The 21,342-nt window shown below is 63.9% G+C and carries 26 protein-coding genes (1 of these 26 only partly in view); 4 read left to right on the top strand and 22 right to left on the bottom strand.

Annotated elements, in window-relative coordinates; all coding sequences use genetic code 11:
• On the top strand, nucleotides 1–541 hold the 3' portion of the coding sequence (locus tag G7045_RS12745) for an ATP-binding cassette domain-containing protein (RefSeq protein WP_166159966.1). 1,340 nt of this gene lie to the left of the window's left edge; the window shows 541 of its 1,881 coding nt (coding positions 1,341–1,881); its start codon lies beyond the left edge, outside the window; it ends in the stop codon at nucleotides 539–541.
• Between the two features lie 8 nt (nucleotides 542–549).
• Here the strand turns inward: G7045_RS12745 and G7045_RS12750 are convergent, their stop codons facing one another.
• Genes G7045_RS12750 through G7045_RS12780 form a run of 7 tightly spaced genes read right to left on the bottom strand, consistent with a single transcriptional unit; the run spans nucleotide 550 to nucleotide 6,919 of the window.
• A complete protein-coding gene (locus G7045_RS12750) occupies nucleotides 550–1,641 on the bottom strand; it encodes a chemotaxis response regulator protein-glutamate methylesterase (protein ID WP_166159967.1) in 1,092 nt (363 codons plus the stop codon).
• Nucleotides 1,642–1,663: 22 nt separating this feature from the next.
• Nucleotides 1,664–2,419, bottom strand: a complete 756-nt coding sequence (gene cheD, locus G7045_RS12755; protein ID WP_166159968.1) for a chemoreceptor glutamine deamidase CheD — start codon at nucleotides 2,417–2,419, stop codon at nucleotides 1,664–1,666.
• A gap of 35 nt (nucleotides 2,420–2,454) precedes the next feature.
• The gene (locus G7045_RS12760; protein ID WP_166159969.1) at nucleotides 2,455–3,321 is read right to left on the bottom strand and encodes a CheR family methyltransferase; all 867 of its coding nucleotides are present in this window, start codon (nucleotides 3,319–3,321) and stop codon (nucleotides 2,455–2,457) included.
• A 39-nt stretch (nucleotides 3,322–3,360) separates the two neighbouring features.
• Nucleotides 3,361–3,849, bottom strand: coding sequence for a chemotaxis protein CheW (locus G7045_RS12765; RefSeq protein WP_166159970.1), 489 nt, complete (start codon nucleotides 3,847–3,849; stop codon nucleotides 3,361–3,363).
• A gap of 59 nt (nucleotides 3,850–3,908) precedes the next feature.
• Complete coding sequence (locus tag G7045_RS12770) at nucleotides 3,909–6,020, bottom strand: chemotaxis protein CheW (protein WP_166159971.1); 2,112 nt, start codon at nucleotides 6,018–6,020, stop codon at nucleotides 3,909–3,911.
• A gap of 42 nt (nucleotides 6,021–6,062) precedes the next feature.
• The gene (locus G7045_RS12775; RefSeq protein ID WP_166159972.1) at nucleotides 6,063–6,425 is read right to left on the bottom strand and encodes a response regulator; all 363 of its coding nucleotides are present in this window, start codon (nucleotides 6,423–6,425) and stop codon (nucleotides 6,063–6,065) included.
• A 47-nt stretch (nucleotides 6,426–6,472) separates the two neighbouring features.
• The gene (locus G7045_RS12780) at nucleotides 6,473–6,919 is read right to left on the bottom strand and encodes a hypothetical protein (protein WP_166159973.1); all 447 of its coding nucleotides are present in this window, start codon (nucleotides 6,917–6,919) and stop codon (nucleotides 6,473–6,475) included.
• A gap of 93 nt (nucleotides 6,920–7,012) precedes the next feature.
• Here G7045_RS12780 and G7045_RS12785 point away from each other — a divergent pair, with 93 nt between their 5' ends.
• Nucleotides 7,013–8,125: an ATP-binding protein gene (locus G7045_RS12785; protein WP_166159974.1), complete on the top strand. Its 1,113-nt coding sequence runs from the start codon at nucleotides 7,013–7,015 to the stop codon at nucleotides 8,123–8,125.
• Entirely contained in the window at nucleotides 8,122–8,751 is a 630-nt protein-coding gene (locus G7045_RS12790) for a response regulator transcription factor (RefSeq protein WP_166159975.1), read from the top strand. The genes G7045_RS12785 and G7045_RS12790 overlap by 4 nt, the downstream gene beginning before the upstream one ends.
• Before the next feature lie 45 nt (nucleotides 8,752–8,796).
• Here G7045_RS12790 and fliR read toward each other — a convergent pair whose 3' ends face one another.
• The 13 genes from fliR to fliF form a co-directional block, all read right to left on the bottom strand.
• Nucleotides 8,797–9,561, bottom strand: a complete 765-nt coding sequence (gene fliR / locus G7045_RS12795) for a flagellar biosynthetic protein FliR (protein ID WP_166159976.1) — start codon at nucleotides 9,559–9,561, stop codon at nucleotides 8,797–8,799.
• Nucleotides 9,562–9,577: 16 nt separating this feature from the next.
• Complete coding sequence (gene fliQ, locus G7045_RS12800; protein WP_166159977.1) at nucleotides 9,578–9,847, bottom strand: flagellar biosynthesis protein FliQ; 270 nt, start codon at nucleotides 9,845–9,847, stop codon at nucleotides 9,578–9,580.
• 10 nt (nucleotides 9,848–9,857) lie between these two features.
• Entirely contained in the window at nucleotides 9,858–10,619 is a 762-nt protein-coding gene (gene fliP / locus G7045_RS12805) for a flagellar type III secretion system pore protein FliP (RefSeq protein WP_166159978.1), read from the bottom strand.
• Complete coding sequence (locus G7045_RS12810; protein WP_166159979.1) at nucleotides 10,616–10,975, bottom strand: flagellar biosynthetic protein FliO; 360 nt, start codon at nucleotides 10,973–10,975, stop codon at nucleotides 10,616–10,618. Before G7045_RS12810 ends, fliP begins: the two co-directional genes overlap by 4 nt.
• 7 nt (nucleotides 10,976–10,982) lie before the next feature.
• Nucleotides 10,983–11,441, bottom strand: coding sequence for a flagellar motor switch protein FliN (gene fliN / locus G7045_RS12815; RefSeq protein ID WP_166159980.1), 459 nt, complete (start codon nucleotides 11,439–11,441; stop codon nucleotides 10,983–10,985).
• Nucleotides 11,431–12,435 (bottom strand): flagellar motor switch protein FliM, encoded by a 1,005-nt coding sequence (fliM, locus tag G7045_RS12820; RefSeq protein WP_166159981.1) that lies wholly within the window; start codon nucleotides 12,433–12,435, stop codon nucleotides 11,431–11,433. Before fliM ends, fliN begins: the two co-directional genes overlap by 11 nt.
• A 24-nt stretch (nucleotides 12,436–12,459) precedes the next feature.
• Nucleotides 12,460–13,029, bottom strand: coding sequence for a flagellar basal body-associated protein FliL (fliL, locus tag G7045_RS12825; protein ID WP_240919224.1), 570 nt, complete (start codon nucleotides 13,027–13,029; stop codon nucleotides 12,460–12,462).
• A 126-nt stretch (nucleotides 13,030–13,155) separates the two neighbouring features.
• Entirely contained in the window at nucleotides 13,156–14,394 is a 1,239-nt protein-coding gene (locus G7045_RS14760) for a flagellar hook-length control protein FliK (protein WP_240919225.1), read from the bottom strand.
• Nucleotides 14,395–14,396: 2 nt separating this feature from the next.
• A complete protein-coding gene (gene fliJ / locus G7045_RS12835) occupies nucleotides 14,397–14,873 on the bottom strand; it encodes a flagellar export protein FliJ (protein WP_166159982.1) in 477 nt (158 codons plus the stop codon).
• 12 nt (nucleotides 14,874–14,885) lie between these two features.
• Nucleotides 14,886–16,280: a flagellar protein export ATPase FliI gene (gene fliI, locus G7045_RS12840; protein WP_166159983.1), complete on the bottom strand. Its 1,395-nt coding sequence runs from the start codon at nucleotides 16,278–16,280 to the stop codon at nucleotides 14,886–14,888.
• Nucleotides 16,270–17,052, bottom strand: a complete 783-nt coding sequence (locus G7045_RS12845) for a flagellar assembly protein FliH (protein ID WP_166159984.1) — start codon at nucleotides 17,050–17,052, stop codon at nucleotides 16,270–16,272. The genes fliI and G7045_RS12845 overlap by 11 nt, the downstream gene beginning before the upstream one ends.
• Before the next feature lie 24 nt (nucleotides 17,053–17,076).
• Nucleotides 17,077–18,075 carry a flagellar motor switch protein FliG gene (gene fliG / locus G7045_RS12850; protein WP_166159985.1) on the bottom strand — a complete coding sequence of 333 codons (999 nt, stop codon included), beginning with the start codon at nucleotides 18,073–18,075 and terminating at the stop codon, nucleotides 17,077–17,079.
• A 57-nt stretch (nucleotides 18,076–18,132) separates the two neighbouring features.
• Nucleotides 18,133–19,875, bottom strand: a complete 1,743-nt coding sequence (fliF, locus tag G7045_RS12855; protein WP_166159986.1) for a flagellar basal-body MS-ring/collar protein FliF — start codon at nucleotides 19,873–19,875, stop codon at nucleotides 18,133–18,135.
• Between the two features lie 174 nt (nucleotides 19,876–20,049).
• Here fliF and fliE point away from each other — a divergent pair, with 174 nt between their 5' ends.
• A complete protein-coding gene (fliE, locus tag G7045_RS12860) occupies nucleotides 20,050–20,355 on the top strand; it encodes a flagellar hook-basal body complex protein FliE (RefSeq protein WP_166159987.1) in 306 nt (101 codons plus the stop codon).
• Nucleotides 20,356–20,476: 121 nt separating this feature from the next.
• Here fliE and G7045_RS12865 read toward each other — a convergent pair whose 3' ends face one another.
• Nucleotides 20,477–20,776 (bottom strand): flagellar protein FliT, encoded by a 300-nt coding sequence (locus tag G7045_RS12865; RefSeq protein ID WP_166159988.1) that lies wholly within the window; start codon nucleotides 20,774–20,776, stop codon nucleotides 20,477–20,479.
• Nucleotides 20,777–20,778: 2 nt separating this feature from the next.
• Nucleotides 20,779–21,285, bottom strand: a complete 507-nt coding sequence (fliS, locus tag G7045_RS12870) for a flagellar export chaperone FliS (RefSeq protein ID WP_166159989.1) — start codon at nucleotides 21,283–21,285, stop codon at nucleotides 20,779–20,781.
• Between the last annotated feature and the right edge of the window lie 57 nt (nucleotides 21,286–21,342).

Raw genomic sequence — 21,342 nt, forward strand, 5'->3', positions numbered from 1 at the left:
GTTTGCCCGCCCCGCCAATGTGCTGGTGCTCGACGAACCCACCAACGACCTGGACATTGACACCCTGGAATTGCTCGAAGAACTGCTGCAAAACTACGACGGCACGGTATTTCTGGTCAGCCACGACCGCAGCTTTCTCGACAACGTCGTCACCAGCACCATCGCCTGGGAGGGCGAAGGCCTGTGGCGCGAATACGAGGGCGGTGTGCAAGATTGGCTCATCCAGGCCCAGCGCAGCCGCGCTCTGGCCACATCCAACAAACCGGAAAATACCAATAAAACAGAGCCAAAACCCGCACCCAGCAAGCGCGAGCAGCTATCAAAAAAGAAGCTGAGCTACAAAGAACAGCGGGAGTTGGAGCAGTTGCCAGGCCACATTGCCGCGCTCGAAACCGAGCAGCAAGAGATCCGCGAGCAGTTAGCCGACGGCCAGTTGTACGCACAAGACGGCATCCGCGCCGCTGCCTTGCTGCAGCGCGACGCCGAGATCGAAGATTTGCTGCTGGCGGCGCTCGAACGCTGGACGCTGCTCTCCGAATAAGCCCGCCCTCAAATGCGGTGGTGCAGCCTATCGGTGGCACTGCGCAGGCGCGTGACCAGAGCGCCGGCGATTTGCGTCAGGGGCAGCACCTCGTCAGCCGCGCCGTGGGCAATGGCCTCGCGCGGCATCCCAAAGACGATGCAACTCGCCTCATCTTGCACGTAGTTGTAGCTGCCCGCGTCTTTCATCTCACGCATCGCCGTCGCGCCGTCAGCGCCCATGCCGGTCAGCATGATGCCGTAGGCGTTGCGCCCAGCAACCGCCGCTACCGATTTGAACAGCACCTCCACCGAGGGCTTGTGGCGGTTCACCGGCGGTGCATCTTCCACCACGGCCACGTAGTTCGCCCCGCTGCGGGCAATGTGAAACTGCATTCCGCCCGGGGCAATGTAGGCATGGCCCGGCAAAATACGCTCGCCGTGGCTGGCCTCCTTGACCGAAATTTGGCACAGGCTGTTCAGGCGGGCGGCAAAACTGGTGGTAAAGCCCGGCGGCATATGCTGGGTGATGACGATGGCCGGCGAATCTGGCGGCATACGAATGAGCACCTCACGGATGGCCTCGGTGCCGCCGGTGGAGGCTCCGATAGCAATGATTTTCTCCGTGGACAAGCGCCCAACCAGCCCCGCCGACGGCACGGGCGCAGGCGCAGCAGCGCCAGGAGCCGCAGCAGCCACCGGCGCGGCCCGGCGCACCTGGGCTACGGCTGCGACCCGGATCTTGTCCACAATTTGCGTCGCCAATTCATTCAGGCCATTGGCCAAACCCACGCGCGGCTTGGCGACGAAATCAATCGCGCCGAGCTCCAGGGCCCGCATCGTCACCTCAGCGCCACGCTCGGTCAAGGTCGAAATCATGACCACGGGCATGGGACGCAAGCGCATCAGGCGACCGAGAAAATCAATGCCATCCATGCGCGGCATTTCCACATCAAGGGTGATGACATCCGGATTGCGCTCCCGGATCATCTCGCGCGCCACCAGCGGGTCGTTGGCCGTACCAATGCACTCCATGTCACGCTGGCGGTTGATGATTTCAGCCAGCAAGCTGCGCACCAGCGCAGAGTCATCCACCACAACGACCCGAATTTTTTGATTCATTCCCACAAAATTCCTCTGAGCATCAGAACAGATCGACCGAGCCACCCGCCGTGGACTGAACCACCGTCGCCACGCTGCCACGCGACGTCTCTTGTGCCAGAGCATCCGGATGGGCGTGCGCCAAGCGCTTGACCATGGCTTTACCCGACACCGGGAAAAAAACCACCTTGCGCGGGTAGATGTCGAGCACATCCTCGGAAACGATGGGGATGCGTTCTGTTTGCAAATAGTTAACGACAAAATTGGTGTTACGTTCACCCACATTCATCGTGGTGAAGTTGGACATGACCTGCCCACCACCAAAAATTTTGGCCTGCAAAGTCTCGCGGCGCGCTCCGAGTTTGAGCATTTCGTTGATCAGCAATTCCATGGCATACGAGCCATAGCGCCCCGACGTGTCGTTGGCATCGCCCTCGGGCAGCATGAAGTGGTTCATACCGCCAACGCGCATCCGACTGTCCCACAGGCAGGCGGCAATACACGAGCCGAGCACGGTCATGATGACCACGTTTTCTCGCGCAACGAAATACTCGCCAGGCAAAACCTTGACGGCGTTGTACTGGAAGTGATGATCAAAGAAAAAAAACGAGGCCTCGCCTGGTTTGCGCGGCAACGCCTTGAGCTCTTGCAGGGAAATATCCGGCGCAGCCGCCGGTTTTTGGTTATAGATGTCTGCGCTGAGTTGCGCAATACGGGGGGCACGCCGTCGTTCCCCGGAAAACAAGGCGGCAGCGGCAGCGGGCGGAGGGGGCATGGAGCCGGTGCGGATGGTGGTCATGGGGCCCTTCTGACAAAGCGGGGGTCAAAACCGGGTCAACGGCGCTCGTACACCGTTTTACCGCGCAAGGTGAAAAGGTCGCGCGATTCGCTGAAATTTTCCGCATGGCCGACGAACAACATGCCGCCCGGTTTGAGCACACGGTGGATGCGTTCAAGTACGCGGCGCTGCGTCGGTGCATCGAAATAAATCATGACGTTGCGGCAAAACACGACATCAAAGGGCTCGCGAAACGGCCAATCGTCACGGATCAAATTTACGCTCATGAAATCGATCGCCTTGCGCAGCTCGGGCTTGGCCCGGATCATGCCGTCGTTGCCGCCTTTGCCGCGCAAGAAAAAGCGCTGCAGCCGCTCCTGGCTCAAGCCCTTGGCGGCATCGAGGCGGTACACGCCTTCGGCGGCCTTGGCCAGCACGCGCGAGTCGATATCGCTGGCCGTAAGTTTGAAATTGGCGCTCGCCCCCAAAGACTCCAGGGCCGTGATGACAATGGAATACGGCTCTTCCCCGGTGGATGCAGCGTTACACCACACGCGCCAGGGTTGGCTGGGCTTGGAGCGCAGATGCGAGGCCAAGATCTCGAAGTGGTGCTGCTCACGGAAAAAGGCCGTCAAATTAGTGGTGAGCGCGTTGACGAACTCCTGCCACTCAGGGCCATCGTGCTTTTCCAGCCAACTGAGGTATTCATTGAAACTGGTGTGCCCCGTCTCCCGCAGGCGGCGCGAGAGGCGGCTGTAAACCATGGCATGTTTGCCGTCATGCAGGCTGATGCCGGCGCGCTGATAAATCAGCGCCTGCACGCGGGAAAAATCTGCCGTTGTCCAGGCAAACTCCCGCCCCTGGGTGAGAGGCCCGGCGACGGCATCATCATCATCGTCACGAGCAGCGGCAGTCTGGCGCATGGTCAAGATTCTTTCTTGTCAAACAAGCCGAGAGTGGCGTCAATCGTCGCTGGACATCAAGCCCATATCCACGCTGGACATGAGTTTTTCAATGTCCAGCAAGATCAACATGCGCTCGTTCACCGAGCCCAGGCCAAAAATGCAGCTGCTGTCGATGGCGCTTTCAATGTCCGGCGCTGAGCGCACGTTATCGCTCGCCAGCTCCATCACGTCACTCACCGAATCGACCACGATACCGACCACACGCTTGTGCAGATTCAGGATGATGACCACGGTGAAGCTGTTGTACTCAGCCTTGGAACAATTGAATTTCAGGCGCATGTCCACGATCGGCACAATGGTGCCGCGCAGATTCACCACCCCCTTGAGGAAGGCAGGGGCATGGGCAATGCGCGTGGGCGGTTCGTAGCCCCGTATCTCCTGCACCTTCAGGATGTCGATGCCGTACTCCTCCTGATCGAGGCGGAACGTCAGGTATTCACGGGCGCCAGTCTTGGTCGCTTCTGCGCTCTGGGATACCACGGTCATAGTCATTCTCCTTGTCGCTGCGCCGGCCCTTTGCAGCCGGCGCACAGCTGCTCACTGCATTAATAACGCGCCCGGCGCACCAGCGTGCTGGTGTCCAGGATCAGGGCCACGGTGCCATCGCCCAAAATCGTCGCCCCCGAAACGTTGGCCACCTTGCGGTAGTTGGTTTCGAGGTTTTTCACCACCACCTGGTGCTGGCCCAGCAGTTCATCGACCAGCAGGGCAATGCGGCTGCCATCGGACTCGACCACGACCATGATGTGGCTGGATTTGTCTTGATCCTCGCGCGGCACCTGGAAAACTTTTTCCAGCGAGATCACCGGCATGTATTCATCGCGCACCTTCACCAGCTGCGAGCCCTGGGCTACGGTGCTGACGTCATCGGGGTTCACCTGGAAGGATTCGACCACCGAGGACAGCGGCAGGATGTAGACCTCGTTGCCCACACCCACCGACATGCCATCCATGATGGCCAGGGTCAGCGGCAGGCGCACGGCCACACGCGTGCCATAGCCTTCTGCCGAATCAATTTCAACCGAGCCATTGAGCGAGGCAATATTGCGCTTGACCACGTCCATGCCAACGCCACGGCCCGACACATCGGTCACCACATCGGCGGTGGAAAAACCGGGGGCAAAAATCAGCTGCCAGACCTCGCTATCGGGCATGGTGTCAGACACATCCATGCCACGCTCGCGCGCTTTGCGCAGAATTTTCTCGCGCGACAAGCCTTTGCCGTCATCACGCACCTCGATGACGATGGAGCCCCCCTGGTGCGCCGCCGACAACGTGATAGTTCCATGCTCGGACTTGCCGGCCGCCAGACGACCTTCAGGTGATTCAATACCGTGATCCACGCTGTTGCGCACCAGGTGGGTCAGCGGATCGGTGATTTTTTCCACCAACCCCTTGTCCAACTCCGTGGCCTCCCCCTGGGTGACCAATTCGACCTTTTTGCCGAGCTTATTGGCCACGTCACGCAACATGCGCGGAAAGCGGCTAAAGACGGTGGACATCGGGATCATGCGGATCGACATCACCGACTCCTGCAGATCACGCGTGTTGCGATCGAGGTCTGCCAGGCCGGCGAGCAGCTGCTGGTATGCGCTGGGATCGAGCCCCTGGCTGTTTTGCGCCAACATGGCCTGGGTGATGACGAGCTCGCCCACCAGGTTGATGAGCTGATCGACCTTGTTCACCGCCACGCGGATGGTGGTGGACTCCATCTGCGCCGCTTTGGTATCCCCCCCCCGCGCAGCTGCAGGCTTGGCCACGGCCATACCCGCAGACACGGCGGCGGCTGCCACCGCCTGCTGCTCGGCCGGCGCCCCGGGCGCGCCGGGGAAAAAGCCATAGGGCATATCGCCCGCATCCAGCGAGGCATCGGTGGCTACAGAGGGTGCTGGCGCCTCAGTTCCTGGAGCGGCAGTGATTTGCACCTGCTCTTTGCCCACATGAAACGCGAACAAATCAAGCAGGTCGTCATTACTCGATGGCGTGCGCACGGCAAACAAACGGGTGTGGGGTGCTGTGGCCGGAATGTCTTCAATACTGCCCAAACCAGGAATGTCGCGGAACAAGTCCTTGATGGCATCGGCTTGCTCCAGACGTTCGACGGGGCCGATCTGGATGTGCAGCAGACGCGAGCCACCCGCTGTGGTGGCCGCTGCCGCCGGCGCAGCAACCGGTGCTGGCACAGGGGCAGTCACTGGCACCGGTGCAGGTGCAGCGATGGGTGCAGCGCCTTCGCCCGAAGCCAACTCGGCGATGCGCTGCACCAGATCAGCGGTGGACAGAGCTTCACCTTGGCCGCCAGCCTGGTGTCGCGCCAGCAGGCTGCGCGAGGCATCGGCAGAATCGAGCAGCACATCGACCATTGCGGGAATGGGCTGCAGTTCGTGGCGACGCAGTTTGTCAAGCAACGATTCCATCTGGTGCGTGAGCTCGGCCACATCGGCAAAGCCGAAGGTGGCGGCCCCGCCCTTGATGGAGTGGGCGCAGCGGAAGATGCCGTTGAGTTCTTCGTCGTTGGCGTTCGTCAAATCCAGATTGAGCAGCATCTGCTCCATCTGGTCGAGGTTTTCACTCGCCTCTTCGAAGAAGATTTGGTAGAACTGGGTCAGGTCGAAATCAGCGCCTGCGCCAGCCCCTTCGTTGTAGTTGTCCGCCATCTGGGCTCCTGCTGTATTCGGGGGGTGCGGTGTCTCGCCAGTTCAGCGAATGACTTTCTGGATGACCTCAATCAAACGATTGGGGTCAAAGGGTTTGACCAGCCAGCCCGTGGCGCCGGCAGCGCGCCCGGCCTGCTTCATCTGGTCGCTCGATTCGGTGGTCAGAATGAGGATGGGGGTGGTTTTGTAGCGTGGATGTTCACGCAGCTTGCGCGTCAGCCCAATGCCATCGAGGCGCGGCATATTTTGGTCAGCCAGCACCAGGGCGACTTCGTGGGTGTCGGCTTTTTCCAGCGCATCCTGGCCGTCCACGGCCTCCACCACGCGATAACCGGCGCCAGTGAGGGTGAAGTTCACCATCTTGCGCATGGAGGGCGAATCGTCAACAGCAAGAATCGACAGCATGTAAGACTCCAACAGGACTTGTTGTTCAAATAGGGTTAAGGGCAGGCTCAGAACAGGTCAACCGACCCGGCATCCATCTCACTCTGGGTCACGGGGTTGGGGCGCTCGGGCATGATGTCGCCGTAGGACGCTTCTTCCTCGCCTTCATCGAGGCCCATGGCCTCAGATGCCAGCCGGAAGGCGCAGCCCTGCAGCACCTTGGTGGTATGCCAGATCAGCTGCGACGCCATGTCCTGGAACTGCAGCTCCGTGACCGCACTGCGCAACGCCGCACGGGCGGCCAAAAGTTCAGGGTTATGGCCGACCACGGCATCACTTAGCTGGCCATTGGCCTCACCAAAGCGTTCCATCAGATTATCGGTGGCATGGCTCAGCAGTCCTTCGAGCCGCTGCAGATCGTGCATCACGACCAGCAACGAATCCTGCAGCTCCGCAGCCACCATGACCGGCAGGTGCACGGCCGGCTCGGTGGTTGTCGTTGGCGAAGATTGCATGGTTCCTCCCGCTGCGGGGTATTGTGGCTCTCGGCGGGCTGCCCGCCAGGCGGCCCATCGAGTGTTCCAAGTTGTATCCTATGATAGCGCCCTATGGGCCCGGCCACACCAGATCATCCCCTGCGCATTTTGCACATTGAAGACTCCCTGGCTGACCACCAGCTGGCCCGCCGCACCTTGTTGCGCAGCACCACCGCCTTTGCTATCGAGCATATCGACAGCCTACAGGCTCTGCAACAGTGCGACCTATGCTCGTTTGACCTGATCCTGGCAGATTACCGCCTGCCCGGCTTTACGGCCCTGGATGTCTGGGCCCATGTGGCACAGCAGCCGGGCCACCCGCCTTGCGTGCTGCTATCGGGCGCCATTGGCGAGGCCGCCGCTGTGGAAGCCATGCGCCAAGGCTTTAGCGACTACCTGCTCAAAGACGACATGGCACGCTTGCCACATGTGCTGGCGCGCGCCATCGAGGTGCACGAGGCGCGGCGCACACGCGAGCAAGCTGTGGCAGAACTGGCACAGTCCGAGCGCCGCCTGGCCGAATTGACCGAGCACCTGCAGCGCTCGATCGAGGCCGAGCGCGCCGCCATCGCACGCGAGATCCACGACGACATTGGCGGCGCCCTGACTGCCGTCAAATTTGACCTGGCCTGGATTGGCCGGCACGCAAGCAGCGCCGACATCGGCGCCCACGCCCAGGCGGCCAGCGAGATGCTGCAGCACGCCATTGGCGCCAGCCAGCGCATCATGATGAATCTGCGCCCGCCCGTGCTCGACCAGGGGCTGGTGGCCGCCGTGCAGTGGTTGGCAGAAAATTTTGAGCGCCGCACCGGCATCACCGTGCGCCTGCACAGCCGCGCCGCCGCCCTGGCGCTGGCGGCCGACATCGAGCTGGTGGCCTACCGCACGGCGCAGGAGGCGCTGACCAACGTCGGCAAATACGCCAGCGCACGTCAGGTGCGCATCGACCTCTCGGACGATGGTGCGGTGCTCACCCTCGAAGTGAGCGACGACGGCTGCGGCATGGCGCCCGAGGCCCGGGCCAAGCCGCAATCCTTTGGCCTGCGCGGGCTGCACGAGCGCGCCCGCACCGTGGGCGGCTGGCTCGACGTCAGCAGCCGCCCGGGCCAGGGAACATCGGTCATCGTCTCGATACCGCTACCATCGCAGCCTACCGAGCAACCACCCCAAAGGCCCCCCGCGTGATCCATGTTGTGCTGTGCGATGACCATGCCGTGCTGCGGCGCGGTATCCGCGACACCCTGCTTGACGACCCCGACATCAGCGTCACCGCCGAGGCCGCCGGCTACTCCGAGCTGCGCGAGGCGCTGCGCCACGTCGCCTGCGACGTGCTGCTGCTGGACATCAACATGCCCGGGCGCAGCGGCCTGGAGGTACTCGCCAGCCTGCGCGAGACGCACCCGGCCATCCGGGTGCTGATGGTGTCGATGTACCCCGAGGACCAATACGCCCTGCGTTGCCTCAAGGCTGGCGCCCATGGCTACGCCAACAAGGCCGGCGACCCCGGCGCCCTGATTGCCGCCGTGCACACCCTGGCACAGGGGCGCAAGTACCTCACGCCCGAAGTCGCACAGATGATGGCCGACAGCCTGGCCGAGCCCGCGCCCGAGCTGCCGCACGAGACGCTGTCCGAGCGCGAGCTGCAAACCCTGGTGAAAATCGCCTCCGGCAAGCGCCTGTCCGACATTGCCGAGGAGCTCATGCTCAGCCCCAAAACCGTGAGCGTGTACCGCGCCCGGGTACTGGAAAAGCTCAAGCTCAGCAACAACGCCGAACTCACGGTGTACGCCATCCGCAACCAACTGGTTTAAGGACAAAAATGGCTCTAGCGCTTATCAGATAAGCGCGAGCAGCTATCATTTTTGAAAAATATCGAGCGCCCGGTAGAGCAGCGTCAACAGCGGCTGCTCCAGCTGCGGCAAGAGCGCCGCAATGCCCACCATGCCCACCGTCAGCGTCACCGGAAAGCCGACGGCGTAGATGTTCATCTGCGGCGCCACGCGCGAGATGATGCCCAGCGTCAGGTTAACGAACAGCATCAGCGCCATCAGCGGCAGCGCCAGCCAGAAAGCGCTGGAGAACAGCGCGCTGCCCAGCTCGAACAGCCGCATCTGCGCCAGTGCCTGAAAAAAATTGCCATCGACTGGAAAAAACTCAAAGCTCTTGACCACCGCCAGCAACACCACCAGATGGCCGTTGATGACGATGAACAGCAACGTGGCCATGTTGCCAAAAAAGCGCCCGACGGCGCTGAGCTGGCCACCGCTGGCCGGATCGAAGAAGGAGGCAAAGTTCAGCCCCATCTGCAGCCCGATGACCTCACCCGCCATCTCCAGCGCCGCAAACACGATACGCACGGAAAACCCCAGCGCCATGCCCACCGCCACCTGCTGCGCCACGGCGCCCAGGGCCTCGCGGTCGTTCACGCCAATGACCGGCTGCGGCCCGAGCATGGCCTGGGAGCACAGGGCGATGAAAAACGCCAACCCGACCTTGACCCGCATCGGAATGGCGCGCATGGAGAACACCGGCGCCGTCGAAAACAGCGCCAGCACGCGCAAAAACGGCCACAGCAGGGGCGAGAGCCAGGCCATGATCTGGCCCTCGGTAAAGCTGATCACTGCCGCCGCTCCCCCGTCAGCCCAGGGCCAGGGGCAGGGATTCGATCATGCGCCGCAGGTAATCCACCAGCGTCGCCAGCATCCACGGCCCGGCAACGGCAAACACCACCAGCGCCGCCACCAGCTTGGGTACGAAAGCCAGCGTTGCCTCGTGGATTTGCGTCACCGCCTGGAATACGCTCACCAGCAGGCCCACGGCCATGATGGTGCCCAAGAGGGGCATGGACACCATCAGCAGCATGGTCAGGGCCTCGTTGCCTATCGTCAGCACCATTTGCGCGTTCATGGCTGCCCTCCTAGGTGGCAAAGCTCGCCGCCAGCGAGCCGATCAGCAGATTCCAGCCATCGGCAAGCACAAACAGCATGAGCTTGAACGGCAGCGCCACCAGCACCGGCGAAAGCATCATCATGCCCAGCGACATGAGGATGCTGGCCACCACCATGTCGATGACCAGAAACGGAATGAAGATCATGAAGCCGATCTGGAACGCCGTTTTCAGCTCACTGGTGACAAAGGCCGGCACGATGACGCGAAACGGCGCCTGCTCGGCGCCCACGCCCGGCTCCAGCCTGGCCAGACGCGCGAACAGGGCAAAGTCGGACTCGCGCGTCTGCTTGAGCATGAAGGCGCGCATGGGCGCCTGGGCCTTGTCCAGCGCCTGCTCAAAACTCAGGGCGTTGGTGGTGTAAGGCTTGTACGCCTCTTGGTACACCTTGTCGAAAGTCGGCCCCATGACGAAGAAAGTCAGAAACAGCGACAACCCAATGACCACCTGGTTGGGCGGTGCCGACTGCGTACCCAGCGCCTGGCGCAGGAGCGAGAGCACGATGACGATGCGCGTAAAACCCGTCATCAGCAACAGCACTGCTGGCAAAAACGACAGGGCGGTAAAAAACAGCAGCGTCTGGATGGGCACCGAATAACTGTTGCCCCCCGCCCCCGCGCCCACCATCAAAGGCAGACTCGCTGGCGCCCCCTGCGCCCCCGCCCAGCTGGCCGCAGCCAGCAGCAAGCCAGCAACAGCGCCACGCGACCACAGCCCATGCGTGCGCTTCATGCTTGCTCCGGTGCAGGTGCAGCTGCTGCGGCCACCGCCAGCGGTGCACTCGCCTGGGCAGCGGCCATTTCCGTGCGAAACGAAGCGGCAGGCAGGGCCGGCGTGCTGCCCAGCACATGCAGGCATTGCAGCTGCTGCGCCGAAACCCCGAGCACAAGTACGGCGCGCTGGCCCTCGTGCTGCACCTCCACCGTCACCACCCGCTGCTGCGGCCCGACGGCGGCTTGCGCCAGCACCCGCGTGCTGGCGTTGCCCGCACCCTGGGCGCCCTGACGCTGCTGCAGGCGGCGCACCAGCCAAGGCAGCGTGGCGATGCCGGCGATGAACAACACCACCAGCACCAGCGTTTGGTTCATGGCGCCATCAGCCACGGCTGACCCGGCGCAGGCGCTCGGACGGGGTCACCACGTCGGTCAGGCGGATACCGAACTTGTCGTTCACCACCACCACCTCGCCCTGGGCAATCAGGTAGCCGTTGACCAGCACGTCCATGGGCTCGCCCGCCAGGGCGTCGAGCTCGACCACCGAGCCCTGCGCCAGCTGCAAGATGTATTTGATCGGCACCTTGGTGCGCCCGAGCTCGACCGAGAGCTGCACCGGAATGTCGAGCACCATGTTGATGTCGCTGACCGGCACATCACCGCCCTGGGCGGCTGCGGAGGGGCGCACCGTATTGCCCGACAGCGGCCCGCCCTGCTCGTCCATATCGGCCTGCGCCTGCTGACTGCCTTCGGTGCTTTTTTGCTCCTCCAGCGCCTCGGCCCAGCCGGCAAACGGGTCGTCCCCGCCCTCGGCGTTGTTGTTCTCACCTTCAGTTGCCATGTTTTTCTCCCAGCCAGCTCGTCTCGCCGCCGCGCAGGCATTGTTCGATACGGATGGCGTATTTGTCGTTGTGCGTGCCGTACTGGCATTCAAAAACCGGCACCCCACCAATGGAGGCCCGGATGCGCGGCTCGCGGTCAAGCTCGATGAAATCGCCCGGCTTCATCGCCAGCAGCTGCTCGACAGTGGCGTCAGCACGCGCCAGCTCGGCCACCAGGGTGACCTCGGCGGCCTGAATCTCCCGCGTCAAAAGCTTGACCCAGCGCCGATCGACCTCGATGGCGTCGCCCTGCACCGAGGAATAAAGCACATCGCGGATCGGTTCGAGCGTGGCATAGGGCATACACACATGAATGGCCCCGGCCAAATCGCCAATTTCCAGCTGAAAAGCGGTGGACACCACAATTTCACTGGGCGTCGCAATGTTGGCAAACTGCGGCTGCATTTCCGAGCGCTGGTAGGCCAGCTCCAGCGGATAAATACCCTGCCAGGCTTTTTTGTATTCGGTGGCAATCACGTCCACCAGGCGGTTGATGACGCGCTGCTCGGTGGGCGAGAAGTCGCGCCCCTCGATGCGTGTCTGGAACTTGCCCACGCCGCCATAGAGGGTATCGATGATGCCGAACACCAGCGACGGCTCACACACCACCAGGCCGTTACCGCGCAACGGGCGAATGGCGACGATGTTGAAGTTGGTCGGCACCGCCAATTCGCGCAAAAAAGCGCTGTAGCGCTGCACCTGCACCGTACCGACGGAAATCTCGGGGCTGCGGCGGATGAAGTTGAACAGGCCGATGCGGAAGTTGCGCGCAAAGCGTTCATTGACGATTTCCATCGTCGGCATCCGCCCGCGCACGATGCGCTCCTGGCTGGAGATGTCGTAGTTGCGCACCGCGCCCTGCTCGACCTGCTCCTCCACAGTCTTCTGGCTCTCGCCAGTAACGCCCTCCAAGAGGGCATCGACTTCTTCTTGCGACAGAAAAGCATCACTCATGCCCTGCTCCTTTCGCGCGCCACATCACTGCACGATAAAGCTCGAGAACAACACACCGCGCACCGGATTGGCGCTGGGACGCGGAGCTTCTTCCTCATCCTCGTCTTCTTCCTCGTCCTTGCTGGGTTTGCGCTTCTTCGGCACCTTGTAGCCCAGGGGCTTGGAGACCTCACGCAAAATGTCCTGCGCCAGCTTTTCCTTGCCTTCCTTGGTCAGGAGCTCGTCCGAAGTGCGTTGCGACACCAACACCAAAATCGCACTGCGAATAGTCGGCATGAACTGCTTGACCTGCTCAGCCGTCTTCGCGTCTGCCAACTCCAGCGTCAAACCAAGTTGCGCAAACCGATCTCCCCCAGGGTCTGCCAGATTCACCACCATGTTTTCAATGGGCAAAAACGTCGGCGGGCCTTTGGGCGCTGCGGCCTTGTGTTGGGCCGGAGCACCCTCTTCCCCTTCACCCCCTTGGGCACCGAGCATGAACCATGCCGCAGCAGCACCTACCACCACCAGCACAGCGACGATGGCACCAATGAGCACCAGTTTTTTCTTGCCAGCCGGTTTGTCCTTGGCGGCGTCAGCAGGTTTATCGGACACGGTGGAATTTCCTTGCGGTAATGCGGGCAGCCAGGGGCCGGATGCCGCCGATTATGGGAGGAGAGGCGGGCAATAATAGCCAGAATAAAAGCCCCAAAGCCCTGCCTTCACCGCCCTTCGCCAGGCTCACACGAAAACGTCCAGGCCCCGCGCACCGGCCACAGGCGTACGGGGGGTGCCAGCGGCCACGGCCTGGGCCGGCGCCACCTGGGCCCGTCCCGCTCGCGCGCCGGCGCGACCCTCGCCGCCTGGCTGGCCAGACTGGGACGCTGCGCCGCCACCCGCACCAGCGCCAGCGCCATCACCCACAGTCACCCCGGCCAACACCAGGCCCTGGTTTTGCAGCAGCTCGCGCAGCTGCGACATGCTGGCGTCGAGCGCCTCGCGGGTCTGCACCTGGTCGCTGCGGAAAGTGACATGCGCCTCGTTACCCGACAACGCCACCCGCACCTGCATCGGCTGGCCATCGCGGTCGAGCGTCATCTCGGCACTTTGGCTGTTTTGATTAACCCAGAACGCCACCTGCTCAGCCATGCTGTCCTCGCCCGCCAGGGCGCTGGCATCGGGCGCTGGCGCTGCGGCATCGGGGGCGCCAGGCGTCAGATCAGCGGCCAGCGCGCCCCCCGCTGCCCCTTCGGGCGCAGTGCGCGCCACCGGCTCCGCCGCTGCCGCGCTGGAGCCGCGTTGCGCCTGCAGCGCAGCCTGCAGGGCCTGCAGCAGCGGCCCACTGGCGGGCTCCTGTGCGGATGCTGCAGCCTGCAAAGCCACCGTTGCGCCCTCACGCGCTACGCTCTGCATATCTGCAGCCTGCGCCCCTGCAGAAGCGGGCGCCGGCTGCGCCCCAGCAACACCTGCGAGCGCAGACGCGGCAGGCGCCTGCCGCCCCAAAGTGGCGGTATCCGCAGGCTGCGCACCGCCACGGCTGTCCCACGCAGCGCTGGCGCTGGCCCAGCGCGCCTGCGGGCCCTTGGCCTTGGTACCCAACAGTCCGAGCGCATCCTTCTCGTCGCCTTCGGCACGGTCTGCGGCCAGATCCATCTGCGCAGTTTGTGCCACCAAAGTATTGGCAACACCACCGAGCCCCACCCAGGCCAGGGCAGCTTCCACCCCACCGAGCGCCGGCGCTGTGCCCTCTGCCCCTGGTAACTCTTGCACCTGCGACTGCAGACCCACTACAGCCTGGCCGCCATCACCGAGCGCCGCCAGCAGGCTGGCAAACACGTCCTGCGCCCCCTGTGATGCCCCACTGGCGTTGGCACTGGCACTGGCATTGGCGTCCGTAGGTTTGGCATTGCCCTTGCGCGCCGCGCCCGAGGTGGGGGCGGCGGGCGGCGGCGGGGTGCTGTTGCTGCGTTCGGCTTGCATGGTCATACCTCCTGCCCCAGGGGGCTTGTGCGGCTTGTGCTGTACGGCGACACCAGGCGCAGGCTGGCGCGCTCATCGGTTTGCTTTTGCTCGCGGCGTTGCTGCGCCAAAGCCTGCTCCTGCTGCTTGCGCTGCAGCACTTTTTGCAGGCTTTGAACCCGCAACTCGGCCTGCATCAACACCTGGCGCGCCTGGGCCACGCGCTGGCCCTGGGCCTGCACGATGTCGGCTTGCAAGCCCATGGTGTGTTCGAGCCGGGCCATGAACTGGTAGTGGTGGTGCATCACCTCCGGCTGCACGGCGGCGCCTGCGCGCATTCCCCAGCGCTGCTCGGTTTCTTGTGCGTATTGGCGCAATTGGTCGAGTTGCGCTTGCCCCGCCTGCACGATGCGCTGCAAATCCAGGAGCGCCTGGCGCGCGCCGTCACGCTGGCGCTGGGCCACTTCAATGGCAACTTGCAGGGCGTTGAGGGTGGACATGACAGCCTCCCATTACCCAGCGAGCGTCGCCGCCATGGCGTTGAGGCTCTCGTCGAGGCTGGCGCCCTCGCGCATCCCCTGCTGCAAGAAGGCGGCCATGGCCGGCTGCAGGCGGATGGCTTCGTCAAGCTGCGGATCAGAGCCGCTCATATAGGCCCCCACCTGCACCAAGTCGCGCCCTTTTTGGTAGCGCGAATACAGGGCGCGAAACTGCCGCGCCAGCTCAAAATGCTCGGGCGACACAACGTTGTGCATCACGCGCGAAGCCGATTGTTCGATGTCGATGGCCGGAAAATGTCCCATCTCCGCCAGGCTGCGCGAGAGCACGATGTGGCCGTCAAGAATGGCGCGCGCCGCGTCGGCAATCGGGTCTTGCTGGTCGTCGCCCTCAGAAAGCACGGTGTAGAACGCCGTGATGGAGCCATGCCCGTGCAAGCCGTTGCCACTGCGCTCGACCAGCCCCGGCAGCTTGGCAAAACACGACGGTGGGTAACCCTTGGTGGCCGGTGGTTCGCCAATGGCCAGCGCAATTTCGCGCTGCGCCATGGCGTAGCGGGTGAGCGAATCCATGAGCAGCAGCACGTGCTGGCCCTGGTCTCGAAAGTATTCGGCCACCGCCGTAGCGTAGGCTGCGCCCTGCATCCGCAACAGCGGCGGTGCATCGGCCGGCGCCGCGACGACCACGGCGCGCTGGCGATCCTCGGCGCCCAAAATATCTTCCACAAACTCCTTGACCTCGCGCCCGCGCTCGCCGATCAGGCCGACGACGATCACATCCGCCTGCGTGTAGCGTGCCATCATGCCCAGCAGCACGCTCTTGCCCACGCCGGAGCCGGCAAACAGGCCCAGGCGCTGGCCGCGCCCAACCGTCAGCAGGGCGTTGATGGCGCGCACGCCGGTATCGAGCGTCTGGCGCACCGGATCGCGCTCCATGGCGTTGATGGGGCTGCGATCCATGGGCTCGGCCTGCACGTCCAGAATAGGCCCGGCATGATCGAGCGGCAGGCCCTGCGAATCGACCACGCGCCCGAGCAGACCGCGCCCGAGCGGCAGGCGCAGCACGCCCGTGGCCAGCGAGGGCACCTCGGTATCGCCCAGCTGCGGCGCCAGCACGTAGGGCTGGGCCGGCGTCACGCTGGCGCCACTGGAGAGCCCATGGATGTCGCCCGCCGGCATCAAGAACGCCCGCCCGTCCGAGAACCCCACCACCTCAGCCAGCACCGGCTCCTGGCCCGGCATCTGCACCTGGCATTGCGCGCCCACCGGCACGCGCAGGCCCGAGGCTTCGAGCACCAGCCCCGTCAGCCGCGTGAGCGTGCCGCGCGCCTGCAGCGCCAGCGGCTGGTTGGCGCGCTGGCGGGCATTGGCCAAAAAGGCGCCCCAGGCCGGGCCGGGTTCAATCGGCATCGTCGCCCTCCTCCCATTCGCCCACCAGGCCCAGTGCGGCCACGGCGCGGCGCCAGCGCTTGGGCAGGCTGCCGTCGATCACGGCGCCGGCCGATTCGACCAGGCAGTCGCCCGGCGCCACTGCCGGATCGGGCTGCCACTGCACCTTGCCGGCGCCAAACTTTTCACGCAGCGGGCGCTCGAGCTGCTCCCAGTCCGACGGATGCAGGCGCACGGTGGCCGCGCGGCCTTCGCTCACCAGCATGTCCAGCGCCTCGCGCACCACGGGCAGCAGCGCCTGCGGATCGCCTTTCAATTCGCGGCGCACCACCTGGCGCGCAATGTCGCAGGCGAGCTGCAGCAGCTCGCGCGCCATGCGTTGCTGCAGTTCGGTGCAGCTGGCATCGAGCGCGGCGAGCAGCGCCGTCAGCTGCTCGGCGCTTTGCTGCCCGGGGCCGGCGACGTAATCGTCCAGGCGTTGCTGCCATTCCTGCGCGGTTTGCTGCTGGCCCTGTGCCAGCCCCTGGGCGTGGCCCTCGGCGTGGGCCTGGGCACTCACTTGCTGCAGCAAGGCTTCGTGCTCGGCCAGGGAGATCATGGGTTCGAACGGCTCCAGCGGTGCGGGCGGCGCCAGGTCTTCCGGCACCTCCTCGGGCTCGGGCTGCGGCTCTGCCAGCGGCGGCTCGCTGCCACTGCCGATGTGGCCAAAGCTCCACTGCGTGACCGCCCCGGCCTCGATCTCCTCCTTGGGGATGAAGCGGGTGTAGGCGCGGCTGCCCGATGGACTCACCATGGCCGTCCCCTGCCTGGAGTGGCGTTACACCAGCGCATCGTCGGCCCCGCCACCGCCGAGCACGATCTGGCCTTCTTCGGCCAGGCGGCGCACGGTCTTGATGATTTCGCGCTGCTGCGTCTCGACTTCGGACAGGCGCATGGGCCCGCGCGCCTCCAGGTCTTCGCGCATGGCTTCGGCAGCGCGCGAGGACATATTGCCCAGGATTTTTTCGCGCAGCTCGTTCGAGGCCGCCTTCAAGGCAACGATCAGCGTCTCGGACGCCACCTCGCGCAGCACCGTCTGGATGGAACGGTCGTCGAGCTTGCCGATGTCCTCGAAGACGAACATCTTGTCCATGATTTTTTGCGCCAGGTCGGGGTCGTAGCCCCGGATGGATTCGAGCACCGTGGCATCCACGCCCGAGCTCATCAGGTTGATGATCTCCGCCGCCGTCTTGACGCCGCCGAGCGAGCTCTTGCGAATCTTGTCACCACCGGCGAGCACCTTGTACAGCACCTCGTTCAAGTCCTTGAGCGCCGTCGGCTGTATACCTTCGAGCGTGGCCACGCGCAGCATGATTTCGCAGCGCTGGCGATCGGTCAGCTGCATCAGGATGGCCGACGACTGCTCCACATCCAGGTGCACCAGGATGGCTGCGACGATCTGCGGGTGCTCGTTGCGCAGCAGCTCCGCCACCGACAGCGGATCCATCCACTTGAGGCTCTCAATGCCCGAGACGTCACCGCCCTGCAAAATGCGGTCGATCAGCAGCGTGGCCTTGTCGTCCCCCAGCGCCCGCCTGAGCACCGAGCGCACGTAGTTGCCGGTATCGGACACCAGCAGACTTTGCGCCGCCGCGTCCTCGGAAAAGCGCGAGACGATGTCGTCCACCTTGTCGCGCGAAATGGCGCGCATCCGCGCAATCGTTTCGCCGAGTTTTTGCACCTCCTTGGGCGAGAGGTGCTTGAACACCTCACCGGCGGCCTCCTCCCCCAGGGAGATCAGCAAAATCGCGGCATCGTTGAGCCCTTGTTCATCCATGGCTGTATTCCATCCATCGCAAAGAAGCCAAGCATAAGGCGGCCCGCCCTGGCGAGGTCAAGGCGCCTCGCCATTGACCCAGGTTTTGAGGATGTTGGCGACCGCAATCGGGTTTTCCTTGGCCAGCAAACGCGCCTCCTCCAGGCGCAGCTCCTCAGGCGAGGGACCGGGATCGACCACCTTCTTCGCCGGCAGCGCCGGGCGATCGACGTCGTCGTTCTCCAGCGCATCGAGCTGGCTGCGCGCCTCGGCAATCGCCACCGCCTCCTGCACCTCTTCGAGCTTGGGCTGGCGCAGCGCCGGGCGAATCAGGCCAAACAGCACCACCATGGCAAACAGCACCATGCCCACCGGCCAGGCAAAGCTCTTGGCCAGCTCCACGGTTTCGGGCTGCTTCCACAACGGCAGGGGCTCGATCGCTTTTTCGGGCTGGAACAAAGTGTTCATCAGGTTGACGGAGTCGCCCCGGTCTTTGTTGTAGCCAATGGTCTCGCGCACCAGGGCCGTCATCTGTTCGAGCTGCTCGGGCGCCAGGGCCTTGTTCTCCACCTGGCCCTTGTCGCCCTGGCTGGGCTGGTAGTTGACGACCACGGCCGCCGTCAGGCGCTTGATGCTGCCATTGCCGCCGCCCGCACGGGTCACGCGCACGGTCTTGTCTACTTCAAAATTGGTGATGGATTCGCGCTTGACGCCACCGCCGCTGCCACTGCCGCCGGGCTGGCTGCTCGACACCGAGGGCGCCGGGTTGGCGCCATTGATGGGCGCCGTCGAGCCCTGCGGCGGCTGGTTGCTTACCGCCCCCGGAATACCCGAGGGCAGCACCGTACCGGGGCCGCCACTCTCCACTACCTGCTGGCTGCGCACCGCGCTGGCGTCCTGCGCCAGGTTGGGGCGGTGCTGCTCCGAGGTCTGCTCGGTCTGGCTGAAATCGACCTCCGCCGTCACCTGGGCCTTGACGTTGCCGCGCCCGACCACGGGCTCCAGGATGTCGAGAATGCGGCGCTGGTACTGCTCTTCGAGCTTTTGCACATACTGCACCTGCTGCACATCAATGCTGGAGCCGCCACTGCCCGGCCCGCCCTCGGGCGTCTGCGACAGCAGCTTGCCGGTATCGTCCACCACGCTCACCGCCTGCGGCTGCAGCTCGGGCACGCTCGACGCCACCAGGTGCACGATGCCGGCAATCTGCGCCCGATCGAGAAACCGCCCCGGGTACAACCCCAGCAGCACCGAGGCCGAAGGCTTTTGCTGCTCGCGGAAAAAACCGTTCTGGTTCGGCAGCGCCAGGTGCACGCGCGCGCTTTGCACCGAGTCGAGCGCCTGAATGGAGCGCGTGAGCTCACCTTCGAGCCCGCGCTGAAAATTCAGCCGCTCCTGAAACTGGGTGACGCCAAACTTGGCGTTCTCCATCAACTCGAACCCCGTTACCGAGCCCTTGGGCAGCCCCTGGGTGGCGAGCTTGAGGCGCACATCGTGCACGCGCTCGGTCGGCACCATGATGGCGCCGCCGCCCTCGGTGTACTTGTAGGGCACGTTCATCTGCGCCAGCTGGGCGACGATGGCGCCGCCATCCTTGTCGCTGAGGTTGGCAAACAGCACCCGGTAGTCGGGCTGGCGGTTGAGCAAAATCGCCGCCACCACCGCCGCCACCAACAACACCAGGCCGGCAACCAGCTGCATACGCTGCTTGCGGTCGAGCGCTTCGAGCCGCTGGCGCAACGCCGGCAAGCCCGCCGCAGGCGGCGTGGGCGTCACGGGCGGTGCGGGCGGGTTGTCGGGAACTTCAGCAACGGCAGACATGGTGTGGATCGAATATCAAAACCGCAAAGGGAATCAGCGGTGTGCCGATTATTGGCGCAGCGCAAGTACCCATTCACACAATAAAGCGCGCCTTTGGCCATCTATTCCAGAAGATGGCGCCGCGCCCAAGCCCTAGGATCGCCCCATCCCCCATTGCCACGACGAGAGCCCACCATGGATTTGCGCATCAACAGCACCAGCACCGCCCCCCTGGCCGGTACGGGCGTGGCGCGCCGCCCTGCGGCCACCGCCGGGCAGGAGGGCTTTTCCACCGCCTTCAAAGACGCCCTGCAGTCCGTCAGCCAAGCCCAAAACCAGGCCGACGCCATGAAGCGCGAAGTCCAGCTCGACAACCCCTCGGTCAGCCTGGAGCAAACCATGGTGGCCATTCAAAAAGCACAAATCGGCTTTCAGGCCACGCTGCATGTGCGCAACCGCATGGTGCAAGCCTATTCCGACATCATGAACATGCAGGTCTGAGCCCGAGCCCTCCGGCTTATCCCATGCAAAAAGCCCGCTATTGAGCGGGCCTTGCTATTTATTTGATAGCTGCTAGCGCTTGCCAAATAAGCGCTAGAGCCTTATTTCATCAAATTCAAACTCAATGCATGGTGTGCGGCTGGCCGTCAAACAGGTGCTCGAATTGGGCAATCCAGGGCTCGGCCAGGCAGCGAATCTGGGCATCGTTGCGCAGGATGCGCTGCATGATGCGCACCTTCTCGCGCCGGTGCTCGGGCAGCAGCTCCTGGCGCTGCGACTGGTTGCGCAGCTGCTCGATCAGCACGGCGCAAGTGCCTTCGTAGCGCACCACGCCATCCCAATCTTTCGACTTGGCAGCTTCGAGCATCTTGGCGCTGCTGTCTTCAATGGCTTTGTAGTAATCAATCAGCATTTCGGGCATGGCTAGGCCCCCATGGTGGCAAAACGCGCGGCAGCGCGGGAAGCCACGGACGTGGCGGGCGGGGTGGGAATCAGGGCCGGGGTGGGCTGCGCCGCAGCATCGAGGGCGGCGGGCGCGGGGGTTCTAATTTGGCTCCAGCTCTGGGCAATGGGCTCGATCAGGCTGGCGACCTCGGCCAGCATGGCATCGTCGTTGCGCGAATTGGCCAGGATGAGGCGGCGCAGGCTGTAGTCGTAGAGCGCTTCCAGGTTCAAGGCAATTTCACCACCGGCGTCTTTGTCGAGGGCGGTCATCAAGCCCTCTTCGATGATGCGCACCGCCTTGGAGATGCTGCTGCACTTGATTGGCACATCGCCGCGCGCGAGTGCACCGCGCGCGGTAGCAATCGAGCTGAGCACACCCTGGTACAGCAGGCTGACCAGCTGGTGCTGGTCCATGGTGTGCATACTGGTTTCCACATTGATCCGCTGGTAAGCAGATGCGGCACGGGGGTTGCGAGCGGCGAACATGGGTGGCTATCCTTGGGAACTGACTGGTGTTTTTATCGGCCTAGCGCCGGCAAACTG

It is taken from the genome of Acidovorax sp. HDW3 (genome assembly GCF_011303755.1).
Lineage (GTDB): Bacteria > Pseudomonadota > Gammaproteobacteria > Burkholderiales > Burkholderiaceae_C > Paenacidovorax.